The organism is Novosphingobium sp. HNCC26BN242 (genome assembly GCF_057180525.1).
On record NZ_JBXUGM010000005.1, the window covers coordinates 102541 to 123575 of the forward strand.

The 21035-nt window shown below is 61.8% G+C and carries 15 protein-coding genes; 7 read left to right on the plus strand and 8 right to left on the minus strand.

Features of this window, described 5'->3' with window-relative positions; all coding sequences use genetic code 11:
* The first annotated feature begins 8 nt into the window (after positions 1-8).
* A complete protein-coding gene (locus AC2A1F_RS17610) occupies positions 9-2399 on the plus strand; it encodes a beta-glucosidase (protein WP_484210083.1) in 2391 nt (796 codons plus the stop codon).
* 19 nt (positions 2400-2418) lie between these two features.
* On the opposite strand, the gene AC2A1F_RS17615 is transcribed toward AC2A1F_RS17610, so the two are convergent.
* Positions 2419-4071: a family 43 glycosylhydrolase gene (locus AC2A1F_RS17615; RefSeq protein WP_484210084.1), complete on the minus strand. Its 1653-nt coding sequence runs from the start codon at positions 4069-4071 to the stop codon at positions 2419-2421.
* A 200-nt stretch (positions 4072-4271) separates the two neighbouring features.
* Here AC2A1F_RS17615 and AC2A1F_RS17620 point away from each other — a divergent pair, with 200 nt between their 5' ends.
* A complete protein-coding gene (locus tag AC2A1F_RS17620) occupies positions 4272-4826 on the plus strand; it encodes a gluconate 2-dehydrogenase subunit 3 family protein (RefSeq protein ID WP_484210085.1) in 555 nt (184 codons plus the stop codon).
* Positions 4826-6517 (plus strand): GMC oxidoreductase, encoded by a 1692-nt coding sequence (locus AC2A1F_RS17625; RefSeq protein ID WP_484210086.1) that lies wholly within the window; start codon positions 4826-4828, stop codon positions 6515-6517. Before AC2A1F_RS17620 ends, AC2A1F_RS17625 begins: the two co-directional genes overlap by 1 nt.
* Positions 6518-6540: 23 nt before the next feature.
* Here the strand turns inward: AC2A1F_RS17625 and AC2A1F_RS17630 are convergent, their stop codons facing one another.
* Positions 6541-7467: an alpha/beta hydrolase gene (locus tag AC2A1F_RS17630; RefSeq protein ID WP_484210087.1), complete on the minus strand. Its 927-nt coding sequence runs from the start codon at positions 7465-7467 to the stop codon at positions 6541-6543.
* Positions 7464-8687 (minus strand): MFS transporter, encoded by a 1224-nt coding sequence (locus AC2A1F_RS17635; RefSeq protein ID WP_484210088.1) that lies wholly within the window; start codon positions 8685-8687, stop codon positions 7464-7466. The genes AC2A1F_RS17630 and AC2A1F_RS17635 overlap by 4 nt, the downstream gene beginning before the upstream one ends.
* Before the next feature lie 170 nt (positions 8688-8857).
* Here AC2A1F_RS17635 and AC2A1F_RS17640 point away from each other — a divergent pair, with 170 nt between their 5' ends.
* Positions 8858-10327, plus strand: a complete 1470-nt coding sequence (locus AC2A1F_RS17640) for an MFS transporter (RefSeq protein WP_484210089.1) — start codon at positions 8858-8860, stop codon at positions 10325-10327.
* Between the two features lie 35 nt (positions 10328-10362).
* Here the strand turns inward: AC2A1F_RS17640 and AC2A1F_RS17645 are convergent, their stop codons facing one another.
* The 3 genes from AC2A1F_RS17645 to AC2A1F_RS17655 all read right to left on the minus strand — a co-directional run bounded on the left by AC2A1F_RS17645 (position 10363) and on the right by AC2A1F_RS17655 (position 13446).
* A complete protein-coding gene (locus AC2A1F_RS17645) occupies positions 10363-10800 on the minus strand; it encodes a VOC family protein (RefSeq protein ID WP_484210090.1) in 438 nt (145 codons plus the stop codon).
* Positions 10801-11001: 201 nt separating this feature from the next.
* A complete protein-coding gene (locus AC2A1F_RS17650) occupies positions 11002-12432 on the minus strand; it encodes a methyl-accepting chemotaxis protein (RefSeq protein ID WP_484210091.1) in 1431 nt (476 codons plus the stop codon).
* A gap of 213 nt (positions 12433-12645) precedes the next feature.
* Complete coding sequence (locus tag AC2A1F_RS17655) at positions 12646-13446, minus strand: acetoacetate decarboxylase family protein (RefSeq protein WP_484210092.1); 801 nt, start codon at positions 13444-13446, stop codon at positions 12646-12648.
* A gap of 132 nt (positions 13447-13578) precedes the next feature.
* On the opposite strand from AC2A1F_RS17655, the gene AC2A1F_RS17660 reads away from it, so the two are divergent.
* From AC2A1F_RS17660 to AC2A1F_RS17670, 3 genes are read left to right on the plus strand one after another with little or no spacing between them, the layout of a single operon-like run.
* Positions 13579-14469 (plus strand): fumarylacetoacetate hydrolase family protein, encoded by an 891-nt coding sequence (locus tag AC2A1F_RS17660; RefSeq protein ID WP_484210093.1) that lies wholly within the window; start codon positions 13579-13581, stop codon positions 14467-14469.
* A 14-nt stretch (positions 14470-14483) separates the two neighbouring features.
* Positions 14484-15905 (plus strand): aldehyde dehydrogenase family protein, encoded by a 1422-nt coding sequence (locus AC2A1F_RS17665; protein ID WP_484210094.1) that lies wholly within the window; start codon positions 14484-14486, stop codon positions 15903-15905.
* Between the two features lie 34 nt (positions 15906-15939).
* A complete protein-coding gene (locus AC2A1F_RS17670; RefSeq protein ID WP_484210095.1) occupies positions 15940-16992 on the plus strand; it encodes an AraC family transcriptional regulator in 1053 nt (350 codons plus the stop codon).
* Between the two features lie 13 nt (positions 16993-17005).
* On the opposite strand, the gene AC2A1F_RS17675 is transcribed toward AC2A1F_RS17670, so the two are convergent.
* Both AC2A1F_RS17675 and AC2A1F_RS17680 read right to left on the minus strand, forming a co-directional pair.
* Positions 17006-19363, minus strand: coding sequence for a TonB-dependent receptor (locus AC2A1F_RS17675; protein WP_484210096.1), 2358 nt, complete (start codon positions 19361-19363; stop codon positions 17006-17008).
* 346 nt (positions 19364-19709) lie between these two features.
* Positions 19710-20915, minus strand: coding sequence for an MFS transporter (locus AC2A1F_RS17680; RefSeq protein ID WP_484210097.1), 1206 nt, complete (start codon positions 20913-20915; stop codon positions 19710-19712).
* Positions 20916-21035: the final 120 nt, after the last annotated feature.

The following is a 21035-nucleotide window of genomic DNA, read 5'->3' on the forward strand; positions in this document are numbered from 1 at the left end:
CCCAAACCATGACCGAAATGTCCATTGATCAGGCCGCCACGCTCACGGCGGGGGCGGCGATGTGGTCGTCTGCCGCGATCCCCGAAGCCGCGATCCCCGCCTTCACGATGAGCGATGGGCCAATGGGCATTGCCAGCGGCAAGGTTGATGAACGCGATATCGCCCGGCTTTCCCCTTGCGCCACAGCGCTCGGGGCAAGCTGGGATATCACCCTTGCCCAGCGCGTCGGCACGCTGGTCGGACAGGAAGCAGTGGGGCGCGGCATCGACATGGTGCTGGCCCCCAATATCAATCTTGCCCGCAGTCCTTTGGCAGGGAGAGCGTTCGAATACTTCTCTGAAGACCCGCTGCTGGCAGGAGTTCTGGGTGCAGCATGGATCACCGGGCTGCAATCGACCGGCACGGGATCTTGCGCCAAGCATCTGGTCTGCAACGACAGCGAAACCGCGCGCGACAGCGTGAATGTGCAAGTGGATGAGCGCACCTTGCGCGAGGTCTATCTGCTGCCGTTCGAATTTGCCGCTGATGCAGGCTGCGCCGGAATGCTGGCCGCCTACAACCGCGTCAACGATTTCTACTGCGCCGAACAATACCATGTGCTGACCGAAGTGGTGAAGCAGGAGTGGGGCTATACCGGCGCGATCCTGTCCGACTGGTTCGGAACGCACAGCACCGCGCCCACCTTGCTGGCCGGACTCGACATGGAAATGCCGGGGCCAGCACGCTTTCTGGGCGCAAAAGCGGCTGCCGCAGTGGCTGCGGGCGAGGTCGATGCAGCGTGCATTCACGATGCCGCGCTTCGCGTTGCCGCGACCGCACAGCGCGTGACCGGGACCAAATCACAGCCCCTTGCTCCGGACGAAATTTCTGACTTGCTGGTCGAAGCCGCCGCCGCCGGGTTCGTGCTGCTGAAGAACGAAAACGCCATGCTGCCGCTTGATCCGGCCAGCATCGGCACGCTGGCAGTCATCGGCCCCAATGCCGCAGCACCGTGCTTTCAGGGCGGCACCTTCGCCAAGATTTCGGTGCGCCCCGATCTGCCCTCTCCGATCGAGGCGATCCGCGCCCGTTTTGCGCCGCATTGCACCGTGTTGTTCGAACCCGGCGTCGATCCCGCACCGCGCCTGCCATTCATGACGGCAACGCCGATGCACGATATCGGTGATGGCTGCGCCAGCGGCATGACCGTGGACTATTTCGCCACTCCCGATTGCAGCGGCGCGCCCCTTACACGCGAAACCCGCGATACCAATTCGCTGGTCTGGTTTTCCGGGATGCACGATCAGGCCCCCTTTGCCCAAGGCGGATCGATCCGTGCATCCGGCCGCTTTGTCGCTGGCCGCGCGGGCACCTATCGCTTCCATCTGGGCGCAACCGGCGCATCGCGCATGCTGGTTGATGGCGTTGAGGTCATTCGCACCACCGGATGCCCGCCGGGTGACACCATGGGCGTGCTCAAGGCCGGAGATTCGCTGAGCGCTCCGGTCGATCTGGCTGAGGGCCAGTGCGTCGACGTCGTGGTCGAATTCGGCTTTGTCGGCGCGCGCGTTCACGGGCTGTGGTATGGCATTCGCGCGCCCGGCAGCGGCGAAGAACTGCTCGCCGCCGCGGTGGATGCCGCCCGCAAGGCCGATGCCGTGCTGCTGATCGTGGGTGAAACGTCCGACAGTTCGGTGGAAAGCAAGGACCGGCCCGATACCCGCCTTGCCGCCAGCCAGCTGGAACTGATCGCGCGCGTCACTGCGGCCAACCCGCGCTGCGCTGTCATCACCAATGTCGGCCACGCCTATGACGCATCGTGGGAAAGCGCCGCCGTTGCGCATCTGGCCACATGGTATCCGGGCGAAGGCTTTGCCGCCGCCTTGGCCGCCGTGCTGGCCGGAGACCGCGAACCCGGCGGGCGCATGCCCGTCACCATCGCCCGCACCGAGGCCGATTACCCCGGCTATGCCCTGCAACCCGCGCCCGATGGCAAGCTGGCCTATTGCGAAGGCACGCGGCTCGGCTATCGCGGCGTGATTTCGGCGGGCAAGACCGCGCACCACACGCTGGGCGCAGGCCAAGGCTATGCGCAGTTCACGTGGGCCGATGCCGCCAGCACGGACGGCGGGGTGGCCATCACCGTCACCAACACATCAGGCCGCGCTGGCGCGGACGTTGTGCAAGTGTATCGCGACGTGCCCGAGGCAACGCTGATCGGCTTTGCAAAGGTCCACCTTGCACCGGGCGAAAGCCAGCGCGTGACCGTGCCTCTCCCACGCCGCCGCTTCATGATCTGGGGCGAGGCTGGCTGGCAATTGCTGCCCGCCCCGCTGCGCGTGCGCGTTGCGCACCATGCCGAAGATCCCGGCGAGGCGGTTGAAATCAACCCCGCCACTCTGCCCGCAACCGGGCTGTAAAGCCGCTCGCGCGCTGGCTCTAGCCCAGCGCGCGATAGCGGAAGTCGCGAAACACCGCTTGCCCCTTGCCTGCCGCGAACAGCGCCGGGCGCAAGCTGGCAAGTTCATCCGACGTGTTGGCGTTATAGCCCGAAACTTCAGAGCGGACGCCATGCCGGGTCCAGCTCATTCCATCGAGGCTGTAGTAGAATGTCACGATCTGGTGATCGTTGACGATGCGCAAGTGCATCGTGCGCGATAGCGGTGCCGGTTCGCGCCAATACATGGGCTGGCCACCGCGATAGCTTTTCATGCCCGCACCTTCCAGCCCCATGCCCAGGAACAGACGGCGGTTGTAGAACAGCAGCAAACCGCCCTCAACTTCGCCTTCCAGCTCAACCGAAACGGTGATTTCATAGGCAAGGTCGCCTACACCTTGCGTTACCAGTAACCCATCTGCCGGACCGGTGCCTTTGCCTTGCAGCACCAGCTTGCCGCCACCCATCGCAATGCGCGCAGCCTCATCAGGGCTCAAGCCGTACCCCGTCCAGCGCGTGCCCAGCGACGATGTGGCAAAGCTGTCGGACCGGGCAAAACCATGCGTGCCACCGGCGCGGCCAGTGGGCATCGGCAATGCTTGCGAAAGATCACCCCCCAGCGCGCGCGGCCAGCCATCGCTGGTCCATTCGAACGGTTCAAGCAGGGTCTGCCGCCCCAGTGAGCGATACCCGTTTTCATAACCATGGTAGACGAAATACCACTGACCGCGCGGCCCTTCGACCGCCGTGGCATGCCCGCGTGACCACCACGCCTCGCCCACATCCCTGGTGCGGATGATCGGATTGTGCGGACAATTCTCCCACGGCCCGTTGACCGACCGGGATCGCGCTACTGTCACCATGTGCCCGGTGGCAGGGCCGCTGGTGCCGCCTACGGCGGTGATGATATAGAACCATTCGCCCCGCCGCAGCAGCTTTGGCCCTTCAAGCGCATAGGCCTCGGTGATCCATTCATCAGGATACTTCCAGCCATCATAGGCATGCGCAACCGGCCCTGCCGTGGCAAGACCGTCATCGGTCAGCTGCACACGCTCGATGCCGGACAGGAACAAGTAGCGTTTGCCGTCCTCGCCCACGACATGGCCGGGATCAATCGCGCCCTTGATGCCCAGATCAACCGGTTCGCTCCACGGCCCGGTAATCGCATCGGCATGGATCACCCAGATCTGCGGCGCATCCTTCACTTTGGCGGACCATGGCGCTGGAATGAAAGGGATATAGATGAAGTACCGCCCTGCGTGCTTCACCAGATCCACCGCAAAACCGATGGCAATAGGCTGTGCCAAAGCCGGCCCCACCGGCACCCAGTTCACCAAATCGCGCGAATGCCAGATCAGCAGCCCCGGCGCTGCATCAAAGCTCGAATGCGTCATGTAATAATCGTCGCCGTCTTTCAGGATCGACGGATCAGGATAATCGCCTGCAAGGATCGGATTGCGGAACATGCCATTGCCAAGATCGGCCTTGCGCTGGCCTTCGATGCCCTTTCCCCAGCGCGCTGGCGCTGCATTGCTCTGCGCAGAGGCCCGCTCAGGAGCAGGCGCAGCCAGCGCCATCGCAGGCGCAACGGTCGATGCAGCGGCCATCCCGCTGAGCGCCAGCAATCCGCGCCGGTCGATTTCACTGTTTGCCATGCATCTCTCCCTTGACCTACTCTAACGTTAAATTAGAATGGTCCCTCTAAATAACGCAAACGAAATCTGCGGGCGGGATGGGATTGGAAATGGCCTCAATCAAAAGCAGGCGGGCGGCTGGCAATAGCGGGCATGCTGCGTACGGGTGGAGCAGGCGCGGCTTTATAGGCGCGGCGGCACTCATCGCCTTGCACAGCGCCATGCCGGGTCAAGCGGCGGTGCTGGAAAGCCTCGATCCGCGCGATGCACCCTCGCCGCGCCAACGCAAGCTGATGCGGCTGGTCAGCGATCTGGTCATCCCGGCAACCGACACGCCCGGCGCTGGCACCGTTGGCGCAGGTGATTTCGCAATTCTGGCGCTGGCCCACGGGCTGGAAGGCACGCGCCGCCCGCTTCCCGCGCCGGTTGGCCCTGCACTTCAACCCTTCGCGCGCAGTGATCAAAGCCTCGATCACGTGCGCTGGCTCGAACACGCGCTCGGCCCCAAGTGGCTGAGCCGTCCCCGCGCGCAGCAACACGCAGCGCTGGCAGCGCTCGATGCATCAGCCTTTGGGAGCGCTTTAGCAGGCAGTGCCGATGCGCAGCCATGGCGCGCGATCAAGGGCCTGATCCTGACCGGCTATTACACCAGCGAAGTCGGCGGCTCGAAAGAGCTGCAATACGAGCTGGTGCCCGGGCGGTTCGATCCCAAAGTGCCGGTCACGCGGGAAACCCGTGCATATTCAAGCGACTGGACAGCGGTGGACTTCGGATGATGGACGAGACTTTGCATTTCGACGCCATTGTCGTCGGCTCAGGCATCACCGGTGGCTGGGCGGCCAAGGAATTGACCGAGGCAGGCCTGAAGGTCCTGCTGCTCGAACGCGGGCGCAAGATCAAACATCAGGTTGATTATGAAACCGAGATGAAAGCGCCGTGGGAGATGCCCTTCCGCGGCGAAGGCGATGCCGCGCTCTATGCGCAGCAATATCCGGTGCAGATGCTCAACCGGCACTTCACCGAATTCACGCAAGGCCACTTCGTCAACGATGCCGAAAATCCCTATCAGACCGGGCCGGACACAGCATTCAACTGGTTCCGCAGCTATCAGCTCGGCGGGCGTTCGCTAACTTGGGGACGGCAAAGCTATCGCTGGTCGGACTATGATTTCGGCGCGAACAAGCGCGATGGGCACGGCACCGATTGGCCAATCCGCTATGCCGACATTGCGCCGTGGTACGACAAAATCGAAGAATTCATCGGCGTGTCAGGCGCTGCCGAAGGCCTTCCGCAATTGCCCGACGGGAAGTTCCTGCCGCCATTTGCCCTCAACGTCGTTGAACAAACCGTGCGCGAACGCATCCGCGCCGTCTGGCCCGAACGCTGCCTGACCATCGGCCGCACCGCCAATCTCACGCAGGAAAAAGATGGCCGCGCTCCATGCCAAAGCCGTTCGATCTGCGCGCGCGGCTGTTCCTATGGCGCCTATTTCTCCACCCAATCCAGCACACTTCCGGCGGCGCAGGCCACCGGTAACCTGACGCTGATCACCGATGCAGCGGTGGAGAAGTTGGACTACGATCCTGCCACGCGCCGCGTCACTGGCGTGCGCTGGGTGAACAGCAAAACCAAGCAGCGCGAGCAGGCTACCGCACGCTTGGTGTTCCTCAATGCAGGCGCCTTCAATTCGGTGCACTTGCTGCTCAATTCTGCCAGCGATGTCATGCCGCACGGCCTTGCCAACAGCAGCGGCGTGCTGGGCACCCATATCATGGACCATGCGAACACGCTGTCAGCCGCCGCGATCATGCCCGGCTTTGAACAGTGGACCACATTCGGAAACCGCCCGACCGGCGTTGTGATCCCGCGCTACCGCAACATGGAAACGATGGACGGCACCGGCCACACGCGCGGCTTTTCGTTTCAGGGTGGCGCGCTGCAATCGACATGGACCGCGGGCAAGCGCGAGGCCGGGATCGGCGCGGACTACAAGGCGCAGCTGCGCAAGCCCGGACCGTGGCGCATGGTACTGGTCGGCTTTGCCGATTGCGTCCCACGCGCGTCCAACCGGCTGACGCTGGACCGCACCAAGGTTGACAGCAACGGCATTCCGCAACTGCGGATCGATTTTGCGTTCGGCGCAGAGGAAAACGCAGCGCTGGCGCAGGCCAAGGCCGATGCGGCCGAAATGCTCACCCAAGCGGGCGGCAAAATCATCATGGGCTTTGACCGGCCCGGCGCTGGCGGCACTGCGATCCACGAAATGGGCGGCGCGCGCATGGGCCATGATCCGATGACCTCTGTGCTCAACAAATGGAGCCAGGCGCACGATGTGGCCAACCTGTTCGTCACCGATGGCGCACAGATGGCCTCCAGCGCCTGCCAGAACCCGTCGCTCACCTACATGGCACTCACTGCCCGGGCGGCGGCTCATGCGGTGGAACTGCTGAAAGCTGACGAAATTTGAGGATCAAGCCCTCAGGTCCAGCCTCAACGCTTGGTCGGTTGTGCTGCCAGCATGCCTGACCGATCCAGCCACTTGTGCATCAGTTCGATCCATCCCGCTGGCGGTGTGCCGGGCTGGCCCAGCCCGAAACCGTGGCCACCGCCGGGGAAAAGGTGGAATTCGATGGGGCGGCCCGCAGCGCGGTAGCTTTCGATCAGGGGGAAGCCCTTTTCGCGCGCCAGCAGGAAATCGTCCTGCGCAATGGCCACAAACATCGGTGGCGCATCTGCGGCAACGGTCATCGCCGCCATGTTGGGATAGATCGGCGCAGCAAAAGCGGGCGGGTCCGCGTTGGGCAGCTCCACCATCGTACGCGTCAGGAAACCACCGGCTGAAAACCCCATGAAACCAACCCGCGCCGGATCAACCCCAAGCGCTGCGGCGTATGCACGCACATATCGCAGCGCAGCAAGGCCATCGTCGCGGGCATGGGGCGGCGTATCGGTCGGCAAGGCGGGCAGCTTGGTCGGCTGGCCGCGAAGGGCCTTCTGCAGTTCGTCCACAAACACGCCTTGATCAGCCGGTGTGGTCGACGTGCGATACTTTAGAACAAAGGCCGCGATACCATGATCAGCCAGCCATTGCGCAACCTGCCAGCCTTCCTTCTCGATGGCCAGGCCCATGAAGGCACCGCCCGGTGCCACGATAACTGCCGCGCCGGTTGCACCCTTTGCTGGCAGGAAAGCCTGAACCGTCGGGCATGTGACATTGCGGACAGCCGCAAGACCGGCGTCCGGGTGCCACACTTCGTTAGTCGGATTACAACTCGATACCGGCAGATCGGTCACATTCGGTTGCACCGGCGCTGGCATGGTCGTGCGCGCGATCTCGGCCTGCGCTGCGGCGGGTCCGCCATGAACAAGCGTGCCACAGCCCAACAAGACAGCCGCCAGTTTCGAACCCAACTTCATGCTGCACCTGCCTTTCGGCTGCCACGAGACAACACGACCAGCAGCAGCCCTGCCCCCACCACGCTGATGATCCCCGCAACCAGAAACGCGCCCTGCATGGTGCCCGCGCTTCCGCGCAAGGCTGATACCAGCAAGGGCGATGAGAACTGACCGAAGAAGAACGTGGCCGTCCATATGCCCATGCCCCGCCCACGATGCTGATAGGGCAACTGGCTTTGCGCCCAGGCGATCAGCGTCGGAATCGCCATGCCCGCGCCCGTCTGCTGCAATGCCATGCCTGCGATCATGCCTTGCCAGTTGCTGGTAAGGCCCATCGTGGCCAACCCTGCACCCAGCAGGCCAAGGAAGATGGCGATCTGCACATGCGGGCCAAATCCGCGCTTGCCCACCCACCAGAACAGCGTGGCTCCGACCAGAATGAACAGCGATGGCAGAGCGGTGATCTGCCCGATGCTTTTCGGATCGGAAACGCCAAGCTCGGTCCACACGGTCGCACCATTCACGATGAACACATAATAGATGGCCGAGGAAAACAGCGTGAGGCCAGCAATACTGCCCATCGTCGCCCACGGAAAGCCGGGCGCGGCAACGCCCTCTTCGTCAATACCCAGCATTTGCCGTGCAGTTTTGTCGCTGGCAGGCTCATACATATAGCGCAGCATTGCGGCGAAGATCGGCAGCGCCAGCAGATAGAGCAGGAAAATGCCGTTCCAGCGCCACACAGTCAGCGTTCCGGCAAAAAAGATCATTACCGATGATAACGCAGGACCAACCAGCCCCTGCAGCGTCAGCCACTTGCGGCGGCCTTCATCGGGCCAGTAATCGGCGATCAGCGTGTTGATCGTGGTCAAGATTGCCGCCTCACACAGCCCAAGCAGCAACCGCGAGGCATAGATGGCATCAAGATTTTCCAGAAAGAACGGCGCGGTGCCGACGATGCCGTAGAAAAACGTCGAGATCAGCAGCAGCTTGCGCCTACCGAACCGGTCAACCAGCAACCCCGCAAACATCGCGACAAGCGCAATCGTAAGGCCCGGCGCGGTGACCATCGAAGGAACTTTGGTGCCGGCAGTCGGATCGGTCGGCGCAAAGTGGCCGATAATCGCAGGGATAGCCGGGAACATCGAGACGATGGCCAAAATCGGCAGAAATCCGGCGATGATGACGGTCAGACCCTGCGGCAGACCCGGCTTCCTAGATTCCGTTGATGCGGTTGCCAAGATGCTCTCCCAGATGATTTTTGATGCGTTATGAGCGCTTGTGCACCCCGCTTGCCCTTGCCATAGCCTAGACCTGCTCATAATAGAAGCAAGATTTTAGTTTTAGGGCGCACATGTCTTTGTCCGCCGCACCTCGCCCTCTTCGGCGGCATGAACATTGGAACTTGATTGTGGCAACAGATCACGATGCGGCACTAGCCGCGCAAAGCCCGCCACAAGACTTCAACGGGCGGCAAAAGTCGCTCGCCTTGTTTACCGTGCTGATCGCCGTGGTGCTCGAAGTGGCAGATTCGACCATCATAAATACCGCGCTGCCTGCGATCCGCGATGGACTCGATGCCTCGCCCGCCGCGATGCAGTGGATTGTGGCAGGATACCTGTTGGCGCTGGGAGCACTTCTGCTGCTGGGCGGGCGCCTTGGCGACGCTTTTGGCCACCGTCGCCTCTTTCTAGGGGGTGTTGCGGGGTTTATCGCAACCTCGGCCTTGTGCGGCCTTGCGCAAACGCCCGATCAACTGGTGATTGCGCGGATTTTGCAAGGAGGCGCGGGCGCTATGATGGGGCCGCAAACCATGGCCATCGTGCAATTGCTTTACACGCCGCTGGAACGCGTCGCGCGTCTGGCATGGTTCGGCATGATCATCGGGCTGGCGGCGATTGTCGGCCCAATCATCGGCGGCCTGCTGATCGAGATGAACCTGTTCGGTTTGGGTTGGCGGCTGATCTTCCTCATCAATTTGCCGGTCGGTCTTTTTGCGCTGCTGCTAGGGCGGTTCACCCTGCCCCGTGCAGAAGCTGAACATCGCGGTCTCGTCATCGATCTTGTGGGCGCGGCGCTCTTTGCCAGCGGGTTCGGCATCATGCTGCTGGCGCTGATCCAAACAGATGGGCCGTTCGGGTTGGGCGGCATGATATCATTGCTGGCGCTCGGCTTTCTGCTGGTCTTGCTGGGGTGGCACCGCGCGGTCAAAAGGACTGCAAATGGCATGCCTGCAATGATCGAACCGATGCTGTTTGCCTTGCGCACTTTTCGCTGGGGACTCATCGCTGCAATGGCCTTTACCAGCGCATCGATGGGATTTCTGATGATATTTGCGGTGTCGCTGCAACAAGGGCTCGGGCTTGATCCGCTTGATACTGCGCTGATCCACATTCCGTTCGGCTTGGGCGTGATGGCAGGGGTCGGTTTTCTTGTGCCGCGCCTGTTGCCGCGCATGGGGCGGATGCTGCCGGTAATTGGCGGAACACTCATGATCATCGGCATCCTGGCCGTGCTGATGCTGATCCAGGCACGGGCCGAAGCCGGTTTGACGCTCATCGCCGCGCTGACACTGGCAGGCGTGGGGTTTGGCACGCTGTCCGGCCCGCTTGGTCCCATCACAGTAAGCGACGTCGCACGCGTACACGCAGGAACCGCCAGCGCTACCTTGCGCACAGCCCAGCAAATCGGCGGCGCATTTGGCATAGCGCTGGTTGGCGCTGCCTATTTTTCCGTTGGCGGCAACGATGCAACAGCGCGGCTGCAAGGGCTGTTTCCCGGAGCGATTGCAGTCGCGCTTCTGCTCGCCATCGCCATATTCTCGGTCTCGCGCTTGCCTGCCGCCATGTTTGGCAACACCCGCAAAAGCACGGGAGACTGATCGGTCTTGATTTACCCGCCCCCAATCCTGCTAGGTCAGATCCGGGGGCGGCTGTCTTCTGACTTGAGCTCGATGCCGTTGCCTTCCGGGTCCGCAAGATAGATCGACTGGCCAAACCCTGTCGCACCAAAGCGGTCCTTAGGGCGCTCGATGGGTATTCCGAACCCGGAAAAATGCACGACCAGCGCATCAAAATCGAACGGCGCAATCCTCAGGCACAGGTGATCGACATTGCGGCCATAAGGTGCCGCTTCAGCCACCCCGGCGATCCCCAATGGCCCGTTCACATCCACCACATCGATCATCGCATCGCCAGCCCGCAGATGGGTCAAACCAAGCTCGGGCCGCTCCCATACAACGGCGCAGCCGATGGCGTCTCGATAGAACGCCACAAGCACACCGGGATCGCGCGCCCGCAGCACCAGATGATCCAACGCCTTTATGGCAAACATTGCACCATTGCTGTCAGGCATCGCCATTTCCTTCCAATCTCACACCGGGCGGTCGTGGATGGCACGCTTTGGCAGGGCAGCGAATCAAACGCTGCACCTGATCCGCGCGCCATCATACGGCGGGATCAAGCATCTGGTATCGGCAATGCCAAGATGACCTTGGAGCACACCTCGCAGATGTATAATGCCGCAATTTCGCTGGCTAGAGCTGGCCCTAGAGCCTCAGAATTCCAACCAGTTTTGGGCCAGGGCAAGATTGCCCGAAGAAGCAGGAGCAGAACGAATTGCCGGGGCGCGTGGGCTGGTCGGCGGCGCAATTTTTGCGCGGTGCCGGGAGGCTGGTGCCTCACCAGTCATGCGGGGAATCAACGGTGAATCTACGTTGAGCGCAAAGGTTCGCACACCACCGGAAAGAGCGTTGGCCTGCTCGGCAAGGCTCCGCGCCGCCGCAGCGGATTCTTCAACCATGGCCGCATTTTGCTGAGTCATCAGATCCATTTCAGACACATCGGAATTGACCGTTTGCAACCGCGAGACCTGATGCGCTGTGGCGCGCGATACTTCGGTAATAAAGCTGGTGATCTCCTCGATCAGGCTCGAAAGATCGCCCAACACGGCGCGTGTTTGCTCAACCGTCGTCACTCCCTTGGCCACTGTCGCAGTGCTGGCGTTGACCAGGGTCTTGATATCTTGCGCAGCTTCGGTGCAGCGCTGGGCCAGCGCGCGGACTTCGGTGGCCACAACAGCAAAGCCTCTGCCCGCTTCACCAGCACGGGCCGCTTCAACCCCGGCATTCAGCGCAAGCAGGTTGGTCTGGAAGGCAATGCCGTCGATCAGGCCGACGATGCGGCCAATTTCCTGCGACGACTTTTCGATTTCATGCATCGATGCCATCGCCGAAGTCGCAACTTCCTGGCCCTCATCAGCCTTGATGGCAACGCTGGCTACCGAATGGTTGGCGGCTTCGGCGCGCTCTGCCGTGCGGGCAAGCTCGGTAGTAACCTCGTTCATCGAACTTGAAGCGCGCTGCAGATTCGCGGCCTGCCGTTCATTGCGGTGAGCAAGATCGGCCGATGCAGCGTCGATCTGTTCGGCCCCGGTCAAAACGGAATTGGCCAGATCCCGAATCTTGGCCAGCGTTGCTGAAACGCTGGCAATGCCTGCATTATAATTCTCTCGCATCTCCTCGTATTCTCCGGGAAACGCGCTCTGGATGTTCGCCGTCAGATCGTTGGCAGCCAGGCGGGCAAGCGAAGCATTCATCTGTTCAATCACGCTGCGCTGCGTTTCCAGATCGGTTGAGGCACGGATAGACAGGCGAAACTTTTCCATCGCCTTTGTCATGCGGCCCACGCAATCGCGGTAGTTCGTATAGCTGATCGGACTTTCCGTATCGCCATCGGCCAGGGCCTCCATCCGCGCCACGGTGTTGACATAAGGCGTGCAGATGCGGCCAGCCGCCAGGCGCACAACAATGATCGTCAACGCAAACGAAAGCAGCGCTATAGCGGCAACGATGGCCAGGGCCTGCTTGGGGACAATCAGCAAAGCCGCAAGCGAAAGGAAGTTCAATCCGGCGACAAGACCCAGAACTTTGGTGAGCGCATTGAACTTCTCACGAACGGGTGCTTGCGTCTCGAACCAGTCCAACATGCCAGTGCTTTCTCAAACCCGGACGCCCTCAACGGACAACCATCGACCAGCCTGTACGCACTGTTTCAGAAACATACTGGAAATGATGAAATGCGTAACCTTACGCATGGTCTTCGATACATGCGCCAAGCGGGATGAGGGACAAGAACCGACGAGCCAAGCCGTATCGCTCGGCCCAATCAGGCCAGACACTCTGCGGGTATGTGCAAGGCTTTACAGGTTATCACGCCACAAAGTCGTGCCAGCCTTCCACGATACGCCCACTTCATGCCAATATCCGGCAATCTTTTCCTGCGGGGCAATGTCGAGCAATTCCTCCACCGGACTATCGAAATAGGCCAGATCGAACTCGCCCTTGAAGCAGCGGCCAAAGTCCACGTCAAAGCTCGACATGGTCACCACCTCGTTCAGGCTTTGCGTGCCGTCGGTCTCGATCGCGGGCAGCCAGCGGTTGTGCGCCATCGGGTGCCCGTTGACGAAGCCGGGCTTGTCGCAAGCCTCGGTAATCGTGAAGCGCCCTTCGGCAAGGCGGCGATCATAAGCGGCCAGCGTCACGCCAAACGTGCCTCCAGCGGCCAGGCGCGGCCCCGCCTTGCCGACATAGACCGGGCGGCTCATCTGGATTGAACCCAGCTTCTTGGGATAACCCTGATGAATGCCGCGCAGCATCGCGAATTCCTTGTCCACCCAGATATAGACGCAGCGCGAATAGGTCTTGCCCTGAAACTTGCAGCGCACGACGATGAACATCTCCTTGTACTGCACGCGCGCCGGATCAAGCAACTGCGCCGGATCATCGCCGGTCGATTGCCAGTCAGCCCAGATCGCCGCCACAGCGCCGGGATCTTCATCAGCCAGTTCGAACCCTTCCGGCAAAAGCGCGGCGACCTTGGCAGGGTCGGTGCGGTATTCCAGCGTGATCAACTCGCCCGAATAGTGCCACGGCACCGGCGGCACGATGCTGGCCTTGCCGGTGGGGGTGCGGGGATAGAACAGGCCCTTCAGATCGGTCATGGAAACCTCGGAAAATTTGCAGTCACCCGCGTTCTAACGACCTGCCGGGGCCTAGCTTGGCCGCAACGGCCAAAGCCGGAACAGGCGCAGCGCGCTACAACTTGCGCTGAAGATTCCAAGAAGGGCCTGTCCATGACCACCGAATACCGCCGCATCCTGCTTGATGGCTATCCGATCCTCACCACCCGCCATGGCGATGAACTGGTCACCAAGGACGGCCGCACTATCGGGGTGGACGATGCGGTGCATCTGGCCCCGTGCAATCCATCAAAAATCATCTGCGTCCACCTGAACTATCACAGCCGCGTGCAGGAATTCATCACCAAGCTGCCGTCCGCGCCCACCTATTTCCATAAGCCGATCACCGCGCTCAATACGCACAAGGGCGCGGTCGTGCGGCCCAAACGCTGCAACTGGCTGAACTACGAAGGCGAAATCGCCATCGTCATCGGCAAGACCTGCCGCAACATTTCGCCCGCCGAAGCCGGGGACTACATCCTCGGCTATGCCGTTTCCAACGACTACGGCCTGCACGATTTCCGCGATACCGATGCCGGATCGATGCTGCGCGTCAAAGGTTCCGACACGCTTTGCCCAATCGGCCCCGGCCTCGTCACTGGCTGGGATTTCCGCGACAAGATGATCCGCACTTATGTGAACGGCGTCCTTAAACAGGAGGACACCACCGCCAACATGGAATGGGACATGCATTATCTGGTGGCCGACATCGCGCGCACTATCACGCTGGAGCCGGGCGATGTGCTGCTGTCGGGCACGCCTGCCAACAGCCGCCCGGTGCAGATCGGCGATGTGGTCGATGTTGAAGTCGAAGGCCTGGGCCGCCTGTCCAACACCATCGTCTATGGCCCCACCCCGATCCGCGATGATTGCGGCGCACAGCCGACCGAAAGCGAGGAAGTGATCTCCACCGCGATGGGCGGTGATTGGGAGTTCCGCGGCAAGCGCGCCGCCGGTGGCCAGGGCGCGGCGTTCTACGAATCAGCGCTCGACGAGAAGAAGTAAGGGAGCGCGCGCAGGTGGCTGACGCAACGCGGTTCTACATCGACGGCGCATGGGTCGCGCCTTTAGCCGGCACTCGGGCGGATATCGTCAACCCGGCGGACCGCTCGGTCGTGGGCCAGGTTGCGCTCGGCGGCCCAGCCGATGCGCAAGCCGCCATCGCTGCAGCCAAGGCCTCATTCCCCGCATGGTCTGCCACCAGCCGAGAGGAGCGCCTGGCCTACCTCGAAGCCATCAATGCTGCTCTCATCGCCCGCGCAGACGAAATCGGCGATGCGATCATGGCCGAAATGGGCGCGCCCATCGGCCTTGCGCGTGGCGCGCAGGCAGGCTCAGGCCCGCAGCACTTTGCCGAAGTGATCCGCGTGCTGCGCGATTATCCGTTCGAGGTGCCATTGGGCTCCACCCTGCTCCAGCGCGAGGCAATTGGCGTGTGCGTGCTGATCACGCCGTGGAACTGGCCCATGAACCAGATCGCCACGAAGGTCGCTCCCGCGCTTGCCGCCGGGTGCACGATGGTCCTAAAACCCAGCGAAGTTGCCCCGCTTGATGCCGCAATCCTTGCCGGGATCATCCACTCTGTTGGCCTGCCCAAAGGCGTGTTCAACCTTGTCCACGGTGCCGGGCCAGATATCGGCAATGCCCTGACCGGCCATCCCGATGTCGATATGGTCAGCTTCACCGGCTCAACCCGCGCCGGCGTAGCTATCGCCACCAATGCTGCCCCAACGATCAAGCGCGTTGCGCTCGAATTGGGCGGCAAGAGCGCGAACATCATTCTGCCCGATGCAGACTTCGCCAAGGCCATCCCCGCCAGCGTCCGTGGCTGCATGCTCAACACCGGGCAAAGCTGCAACGCCCCCACCCGCCTGCTCGTCCCGCGCGGCAAGTTGGCCGAAGTCGAAGCGCTGGCCAGCGCGGCGGCAGCGGCCATCCGCGTAGGCATGCCTGCCGACAATCCCGATATCGGCCCTGTGGCCAATGCTGCGCAACATTCCCGCGTCATCACGCTGATCGATCAGGCCTGCGCCGAAGGCACGCGCCTCCTGTGCGGTGGCTCCACCCCGCCCGCCGGGCTGGAACATGGCCTGTTCGTGGCACCTACGATTTTCACCAATGTCGCCCCCGACGCCCTGATCGCGCGCGAAGAAGTGTTCGGTCCCGTCCTCGCCATCATCCCCTATGACAGCGTGGACCAAGCGGTAGAAATCGCCAACGACAGCCCCTATGGCCTGTCCGGCTATGTCTGGGGTGCCGACAAGGACAGCGCGCGCGCCGTCGCCCGCCGCTTGCGCACCGGCATGGTCCACCTCAACGGCGCAGGGCTTGATAGCGCCGCGCCGTTCGGCGGCTACAAGATGTCGGGCAATGGCCGCGAATGGGGCCGCTTTGGCCTTGAAGAATTTCTCGAAATCAAATCGATCTATGGCGGGGCCTGACGCTGCGCTTCACTTGCGCTAGTCTGGCGCGGCCATGCACAGCCCGACCATCTCTGCACAGTTCCTGCGCCATGTGGCCAATTGTGTCGAGCTGACCGGACGCAACCCTGCCCCGCTGCTGGAAGAACTGGGCATCGCCAAGGCCCACCTCGATGATCCCGATGGCCTGATCCCCCTCGCCGCCTTCCTGTCGTTCTTCGAAAGTGCGGCCCTGCTCGTGCGCAATCCGCATTTCGGGCTTCATGCCGGGCGGCTGGCCGGGTCTGACAGCCTCGGACCCTTGAGCTTCCTGTTCCTCAGCGCGCCCACATTGGGCGAGGCTTTTGCCAGCTTCACGCGCTATCTCGCGCTGATGCAGCAGGCCTCGCGCCCATCCTTCAGCGTGGGAAAGCACTGGGCAACCTTTGAATACATGGTGCAGGATCAGCGCCTGATCGCGCGGCGGCAGGATGCAGAATACTCGATCGGCGCGATGTTCAACCTCGCCCGCCAGTTCAGCGGCGGCACACTGGAACTGCGCGAGGTCCGCTTTGAACACGAACGCGTGGGCGAATACGCCCGCTATCGCGAATACTTCGGCTGCGACGTGTTCTTCGAACAGGCCACCAATGCCATCTCGTTTGACAGTGCCCTGCTCGAAACGCGGGGCAAAGTCCTCAGCCCGGCGCTTCATCCAATCATCGAAGATCACCTTCGCCGGCTTGAACCCATCGGCGAACTGCAAGGTATGGGCTTTGCCGACAGGGTGCGCACGATCATCAGCGCCGCCATGCTTGATCAGCCACCGGTGGCCACCGATGTGGCGCGGCAGCTCGATTGCTCGCTCGCCACACTCAACCGCCGCCTTGCAGATCAAGGCACCAACTGGCGCGCGCTTCTGGCCGAACACCGCATGGACGCCGCCGCACGCCTGTTGCGCGACAGCAACCGCGATATCAGCGCCATCGCGCTGGCACTGGGCTACTCTGAAAGCGCAGCCTTCGTGCGCAGCTTCACCCGCCATTTCGGCATGCCACCGGGGCGCTACCGCCGCCAGAAACAAAATGGCGCTGCAATCGGTGAAGAAAGCAGCGCCAGTTCAGGGTAGAAGGTTCAGCAGTTCACCACTTCACAGTGGCGCTCACACCATAAGTCGCAGGCCGCGCAAAGACCGATGTCGTGCCCAGCGGCCCCAGGTTCAGCGCATAGGCGCGATAGGCCTTGTTGAACACGTTGCGCCCGAAGACCTGCACCGATAGCCGGTCATCGTCCGACGTCCAGCTGACCGAGGCATTGGTCACGTTGTAGGCAGGCTGGATCGATGACTGGCCATTGGTCACTTCCAGAAACTGCTTGTCGTACCAAACGCCATCCACCTGCGCGACCGCATTGCCGCCCGCCAGATCCACGTTGTAGCGCACCACATAATTCAGGCTGAAACGCGGCGCGTTGGGGAACTGGGCGCCGGAAACCGATTTGGCCGGATAATCGCAGAAATAAGTGCCATCGTTCTGGTCTGCGCAATATTGCGGCACCGATGATCCCGGCACCAACACGGAAAGGAACTGCGACCCTGCGGTCTGCACGGTATCCACATGCGTGCGCTCCCACGTTGCGCCCAGATTCACGTTGAACCGCTCGCTCGGCTGGAAGAACGTTTCGATCTCCATGCCGGTGGCATTGGCATCGCTGTTGCCCACCTGCGGCACCCCGCCGATCAGGGCAAAGGCCTGATAATCATTGTAGATATAGTGATAGGCCGTGGCATTGACGCGCACCGTCCGCGATGGGTTGGACCACTTCACCCCCGCCTCGAAAGAATTGAGCGTCTCGGGCCGGTGCTGAAACGTCTGCGCGGTCACATATCCGTTCAACGTAAAGTTGCCGCCCTTGATCCCCCGGTTCCACGAAGCAAACAGCAGCGTATCATCCGCCGGCTTGTAGTTCAGCGTCACACGCGCGGCCATATCGCCATCGGAAATGCGATCCGCCCCCGGCAGCGCGGCAGAAAATGTCTCGTCGCTCGCGATGACAGATGATGCCCCGCCTTCCACCACGCGCGAGGCATAGTCGACGCGCTTGGTATCCTTAGAATAGCGCAGGCCCGCGATCAGCGTGACCTTGTCGGAAAAGTCATACTCCGCCTGCCCGAACAACGACCAGTTCTTGGAACTGAGGTCATAGACCTCGGCAATCGTCGGTGCCACGCCCGGCAGCCCAGCCGCCAGCGCCGCGCCAATCGCAGGGGCACCCACTGTGTCGATCGTGCCCTTGATCTTCATGTCGAGGTAATAGGCGCCCGCCTGCCAGCGCAAGGCATCGCTCTCGCCCGAAAGCCGCACTTCCTGGCTGAACTGCTTGTACCGTGCAGTGGTGCGGAACACGATCACTTCAACCGGCAGCGCATCGCCGTCTTCCTGATAATCCTTTTCCAGATCGGTGTAGTTGGTGATCGCGGTCAGGTTTACCCCGCCCAGATCATACGTCAGCTTGCCCTGATAGATCTGCGTGTTGCGGTTGAAGATGCCGGGCGTATCGCTGAAATTCTGGAACGGGCTGGCAGGCTCTCCGGTGATGCCATTGATCACCCCACCGCTGCCATTGCCAAGACCCGCCGCATCAGTTCCGCAATAGCCATTGTCCTGCAAGTTGCAGTTATCAAACACATAGCCGCCAGTGGCCACGTTGTTGTCTTCGCTGTGCTTGACCCACAGGTCCAGTTTGCCATCAGGGCCAAGATCGGCCTGGATCGTGCCGCGCAGCGCCCAGCCGTTCTCCGCGCCCAGATCCTGCCCGTTGCCATCGAACACGCCCGGCAGCGCTGCGGCTGACTTGATATAACCATCAGCCTTCACCACGCGGCCCGCAATGCGTGCGCGGATGCCTTCGGTCAGCGATCCGCCCACCGCGCCTTCCAGCGCGCGCCGGTCAAACCGTTCGTAGCTTGCTGTCAGGTAACCATTGAACTCCGCCTTGCTCGCCTCGGTTGAAAGGTAGTGGATCAACCCGCCCGTAGCGTTGCGGCCAAACAGCGTGCCCTGCGGCCCGCGCAGCACCTCCACACGGCTGACGTCAAACAGTTGCCCCGAAAGCCCGTTGATCGATCCCATGTAGGCATCATCAATATAGACCGCGATGGGCGCTTCGAGATAGTCGGTGAAGTTGTTCTGCGAAATGCCGCGCAAATTGAAGATCGTGACGTTGGGCGACCATGCGTTCAGCTGCAACCCCGGCACCTGCTGCGTAATCTGCGTGGCATCGGTCACGCCCAGCGCCTTCAACTGATCCCCGGAATAGGCGGTGATGGCAATCGGCACCGATTGCACGTTCTGTTCGCGCTTGTTGGCGGTGACAACGATATCGCCAAACATCGCATCCGATTGATCGGCCTGCGCCTGAACATCTTGGGCAAAGGCGCAAGAACCCGAAACAGCAATGGCCAGCATTGAAGCGGTGCACGCAAACTTCACGAACGTCATCATCATTTCCCCCCAGTGCTCTTGTCATGCGATCCCGCACGGCAGAGCCGGTTTTGTTTTCCTGATGCATCGAACGATGCGTTCCAGACTGGCAAAACGCTTGCCCGATCCGGCCAATCGACCCGATTCATTCAGAGCGTGATCCGAAAGTCTCCGGTTGAGGGCTGGCGAGGGATTTTTTGTGCTGATGAGGAGTGATCGCAGCCGCGATGTGGGTGCATCGCGGCAAGATCGCGACGAAATCAGCGCGAAAAAGACCCGTCAGGCCGACCCGGAGACTTTCGGATCACGCTCTCAAGCCGGAGCTTGTTGCCGTGTCTTGCCTGCAACAGGGCACCGCATCGCGTCAGGTTCGGTGGGAAGGGCGCTCTGCCGCCATCAACATTCGATGCTGACGGATCGGGATTTGCAGCAGCGCAAAACTGGCGATGAACAGCGCAATGCACAGCGCCAGCACCGCGCCATAGCCGGTCCCATCAATCAGCCGCCCGGCGATCAGCGGACCTCCGCCCAGCCCGGTCATCTGCATGGCAATCGCCAATGACATCATCCGTCCGCTGGTATCAAAATCGCAAATGCGTCCCAGAATGAACGGCAGGACGAAGTTCCACAGGAAGTTGAAACCGCACACCCCCAGCGTGAACAGCATGAGTGACGGTTTGCCCAGCAGCAGCGCAATGCTGGCTGCGCCCACCAGAATGCCAAAGGCAATCGCGGCGTTGCGGTTAAGCCTGCTGGCAAGGAACACCGAAGCCAGCGCGCCTGCAATCGCCACAACTTGCGAAAGGAACAGGCTGTCAGCCACTTGCTGTTCGCCAAGGCCCGCGCCTGTGCCCACCAGAAAAAGCACAGCCCAGGCAATGCCTTGCGCCAGATTATAGGCCAGCACTCCGGCCAGCGCCACGCCCAGCAACCCACGCGAAAGCTGCCGCGCTTCGGGATTGTCCATAACATCTTCCACAAAGCTGCGCGGAACCTGCGGAATGGTGATCAAGGCAAGCACAGAGACGACTGCAAAAGCCGAAAACAGGCCGGGGAAGCCGATGGCATCAAGGATCGCGGGCAATTGCCACAGGGTAAAAGCGCCATAGGTCAGCAGCAGCACCAGATAAAGCGCAACATTGCGTTCAGTCCGCCGTGTCACGCCAATAAAGGTAAAGCTGATCGAAATGATCGTGCCTTCGCCCAGCCCCGCCACAAAGCGCGAAACGACAAACGCTGCGCCATCGGCGAGCGCCGAACCGATATTGCCAATCACCGCCGCCAGCAGGCCTGCAGCCACGACATGGCGCCAGTCCACTCGCCCGCCGAAGATCGCCAGCGCCATCGTCGCCAACGCCACGCCCAGCATTTCCACCCCGGCAAGATCCACCGCTGCGGATTCGCTCATCCCCAGTTCGGTCACAAATCCCTGCACGATGCCGGGTTGGACGATGAACGACAGCACACCGATAGTGCCCAGCACGATGGCACTGGTCACCGCCTTCCAGCCATTCACGTCCGTTACGCCCGAAGCAGCAGGCTCAAGTCTGGCAACGCTGGCATGCACCATCAAAGCAAAGCCCTTCAAACGCCGGTGCCTACCTTCGCTCAAAGGTTCGGCTCATGTTCAAAACACCACGCATGATGCCGCGCTGCTTGGCAGGACCGGACAATGCGCAGGCGCGGTCAT

Excerpts from the sequence above, each read along its gene's own strand:
- AC2A1F_RS17660 (WP_484210093.1), top strand. The coding sequence starts at position 13,579 with ATGACCACCGAATACCGCCGCATCCTGCTTGATGGCTATCCGATCCTC.
- AC2A1F_RS17670 (WP_484210095.1), top strand. The coding sequence starts at position 15,940 with ATGCACAGCCCGACCATCTCTGCACAGTTCCTGCGCCATGTGGCCAAT.
- AC2A1F_RS17615 (WP_484210084.1), bottom strand. The coding sequence starts at position 4,071 with ATGGCAAACAGTGAAATCGACCGGCGCGGATTGCTGGCGCTCAGCGGG.
- AC2A1F_RS17650 (WP_484210091.1), bottom strand. The coding sequence starts at position 12,432 with ATGTTGGACTGGTTCGAGACGCAAGCACCCGTTCGTGAGAAGTTCAAT.
- AC2A1F_RS17620 (WP_484210085.1), top strand. The coding sequence starts at position 4,272 with ATGCCGGGTCAAGCGGCGGTGCTGGAAAGCCTCGATCCGCGCGATGCA.
- AC2A1F_RS17625 (WP_484210086.1), top strand. The coding sequence starts at position 4,826 with ATGGACGAGACTTTGCATTTCGACGCCATTGTCGTCGGCTCAGGCATC.
- AC2A1F_RS17680 (WP_484210097.1), bottom strand. The coding sequence starts at position 20,915 with ATGGTGCATGCCAGCGTTGCCAGACTTGAGCCTGCTGCTTCGGGCGTA.
- AC2A1F_RS17655 (WP_484210092.1), bottom strand. The coding sequence starts at position 13,446 with ATGACCGATCTGAAGGGCCTGTTCTATCCCCGCACCCCCACCGGCAAG.
- AC2A1F_RS17675 (WP_484210096.1), bottom strand. The coding sequence starts at position 19,363 with ATGACGTTCGTGAAGTTTGCGTGCACCGCTTCAATGCTGGCCATTGCT.
- AC2A1F_RS17645 (WP_484210090.1), bottom strand. The coding sequence starts at position 10,800 with ATGCCTGACAGCAATGGTGCAATGTTTGCCATAAAGGCGTTGGATCAT.
- AC2A1F_RS17630 (WP_484210087.1), bottom strand. The coding sequence starts at position 7,467 with ATGAAGTTGGGTTCGAAACTGGCGGCTGTCTTGTTGGGCTGTGGCACG.
- AC2A1F_RS17610 (WP_484210083.1), top strand. The coding sequence starts at position 9 with ATGACCGAAATGTCCATTGATCAGGCCGCCACGCTCACGGCGGGGGCG.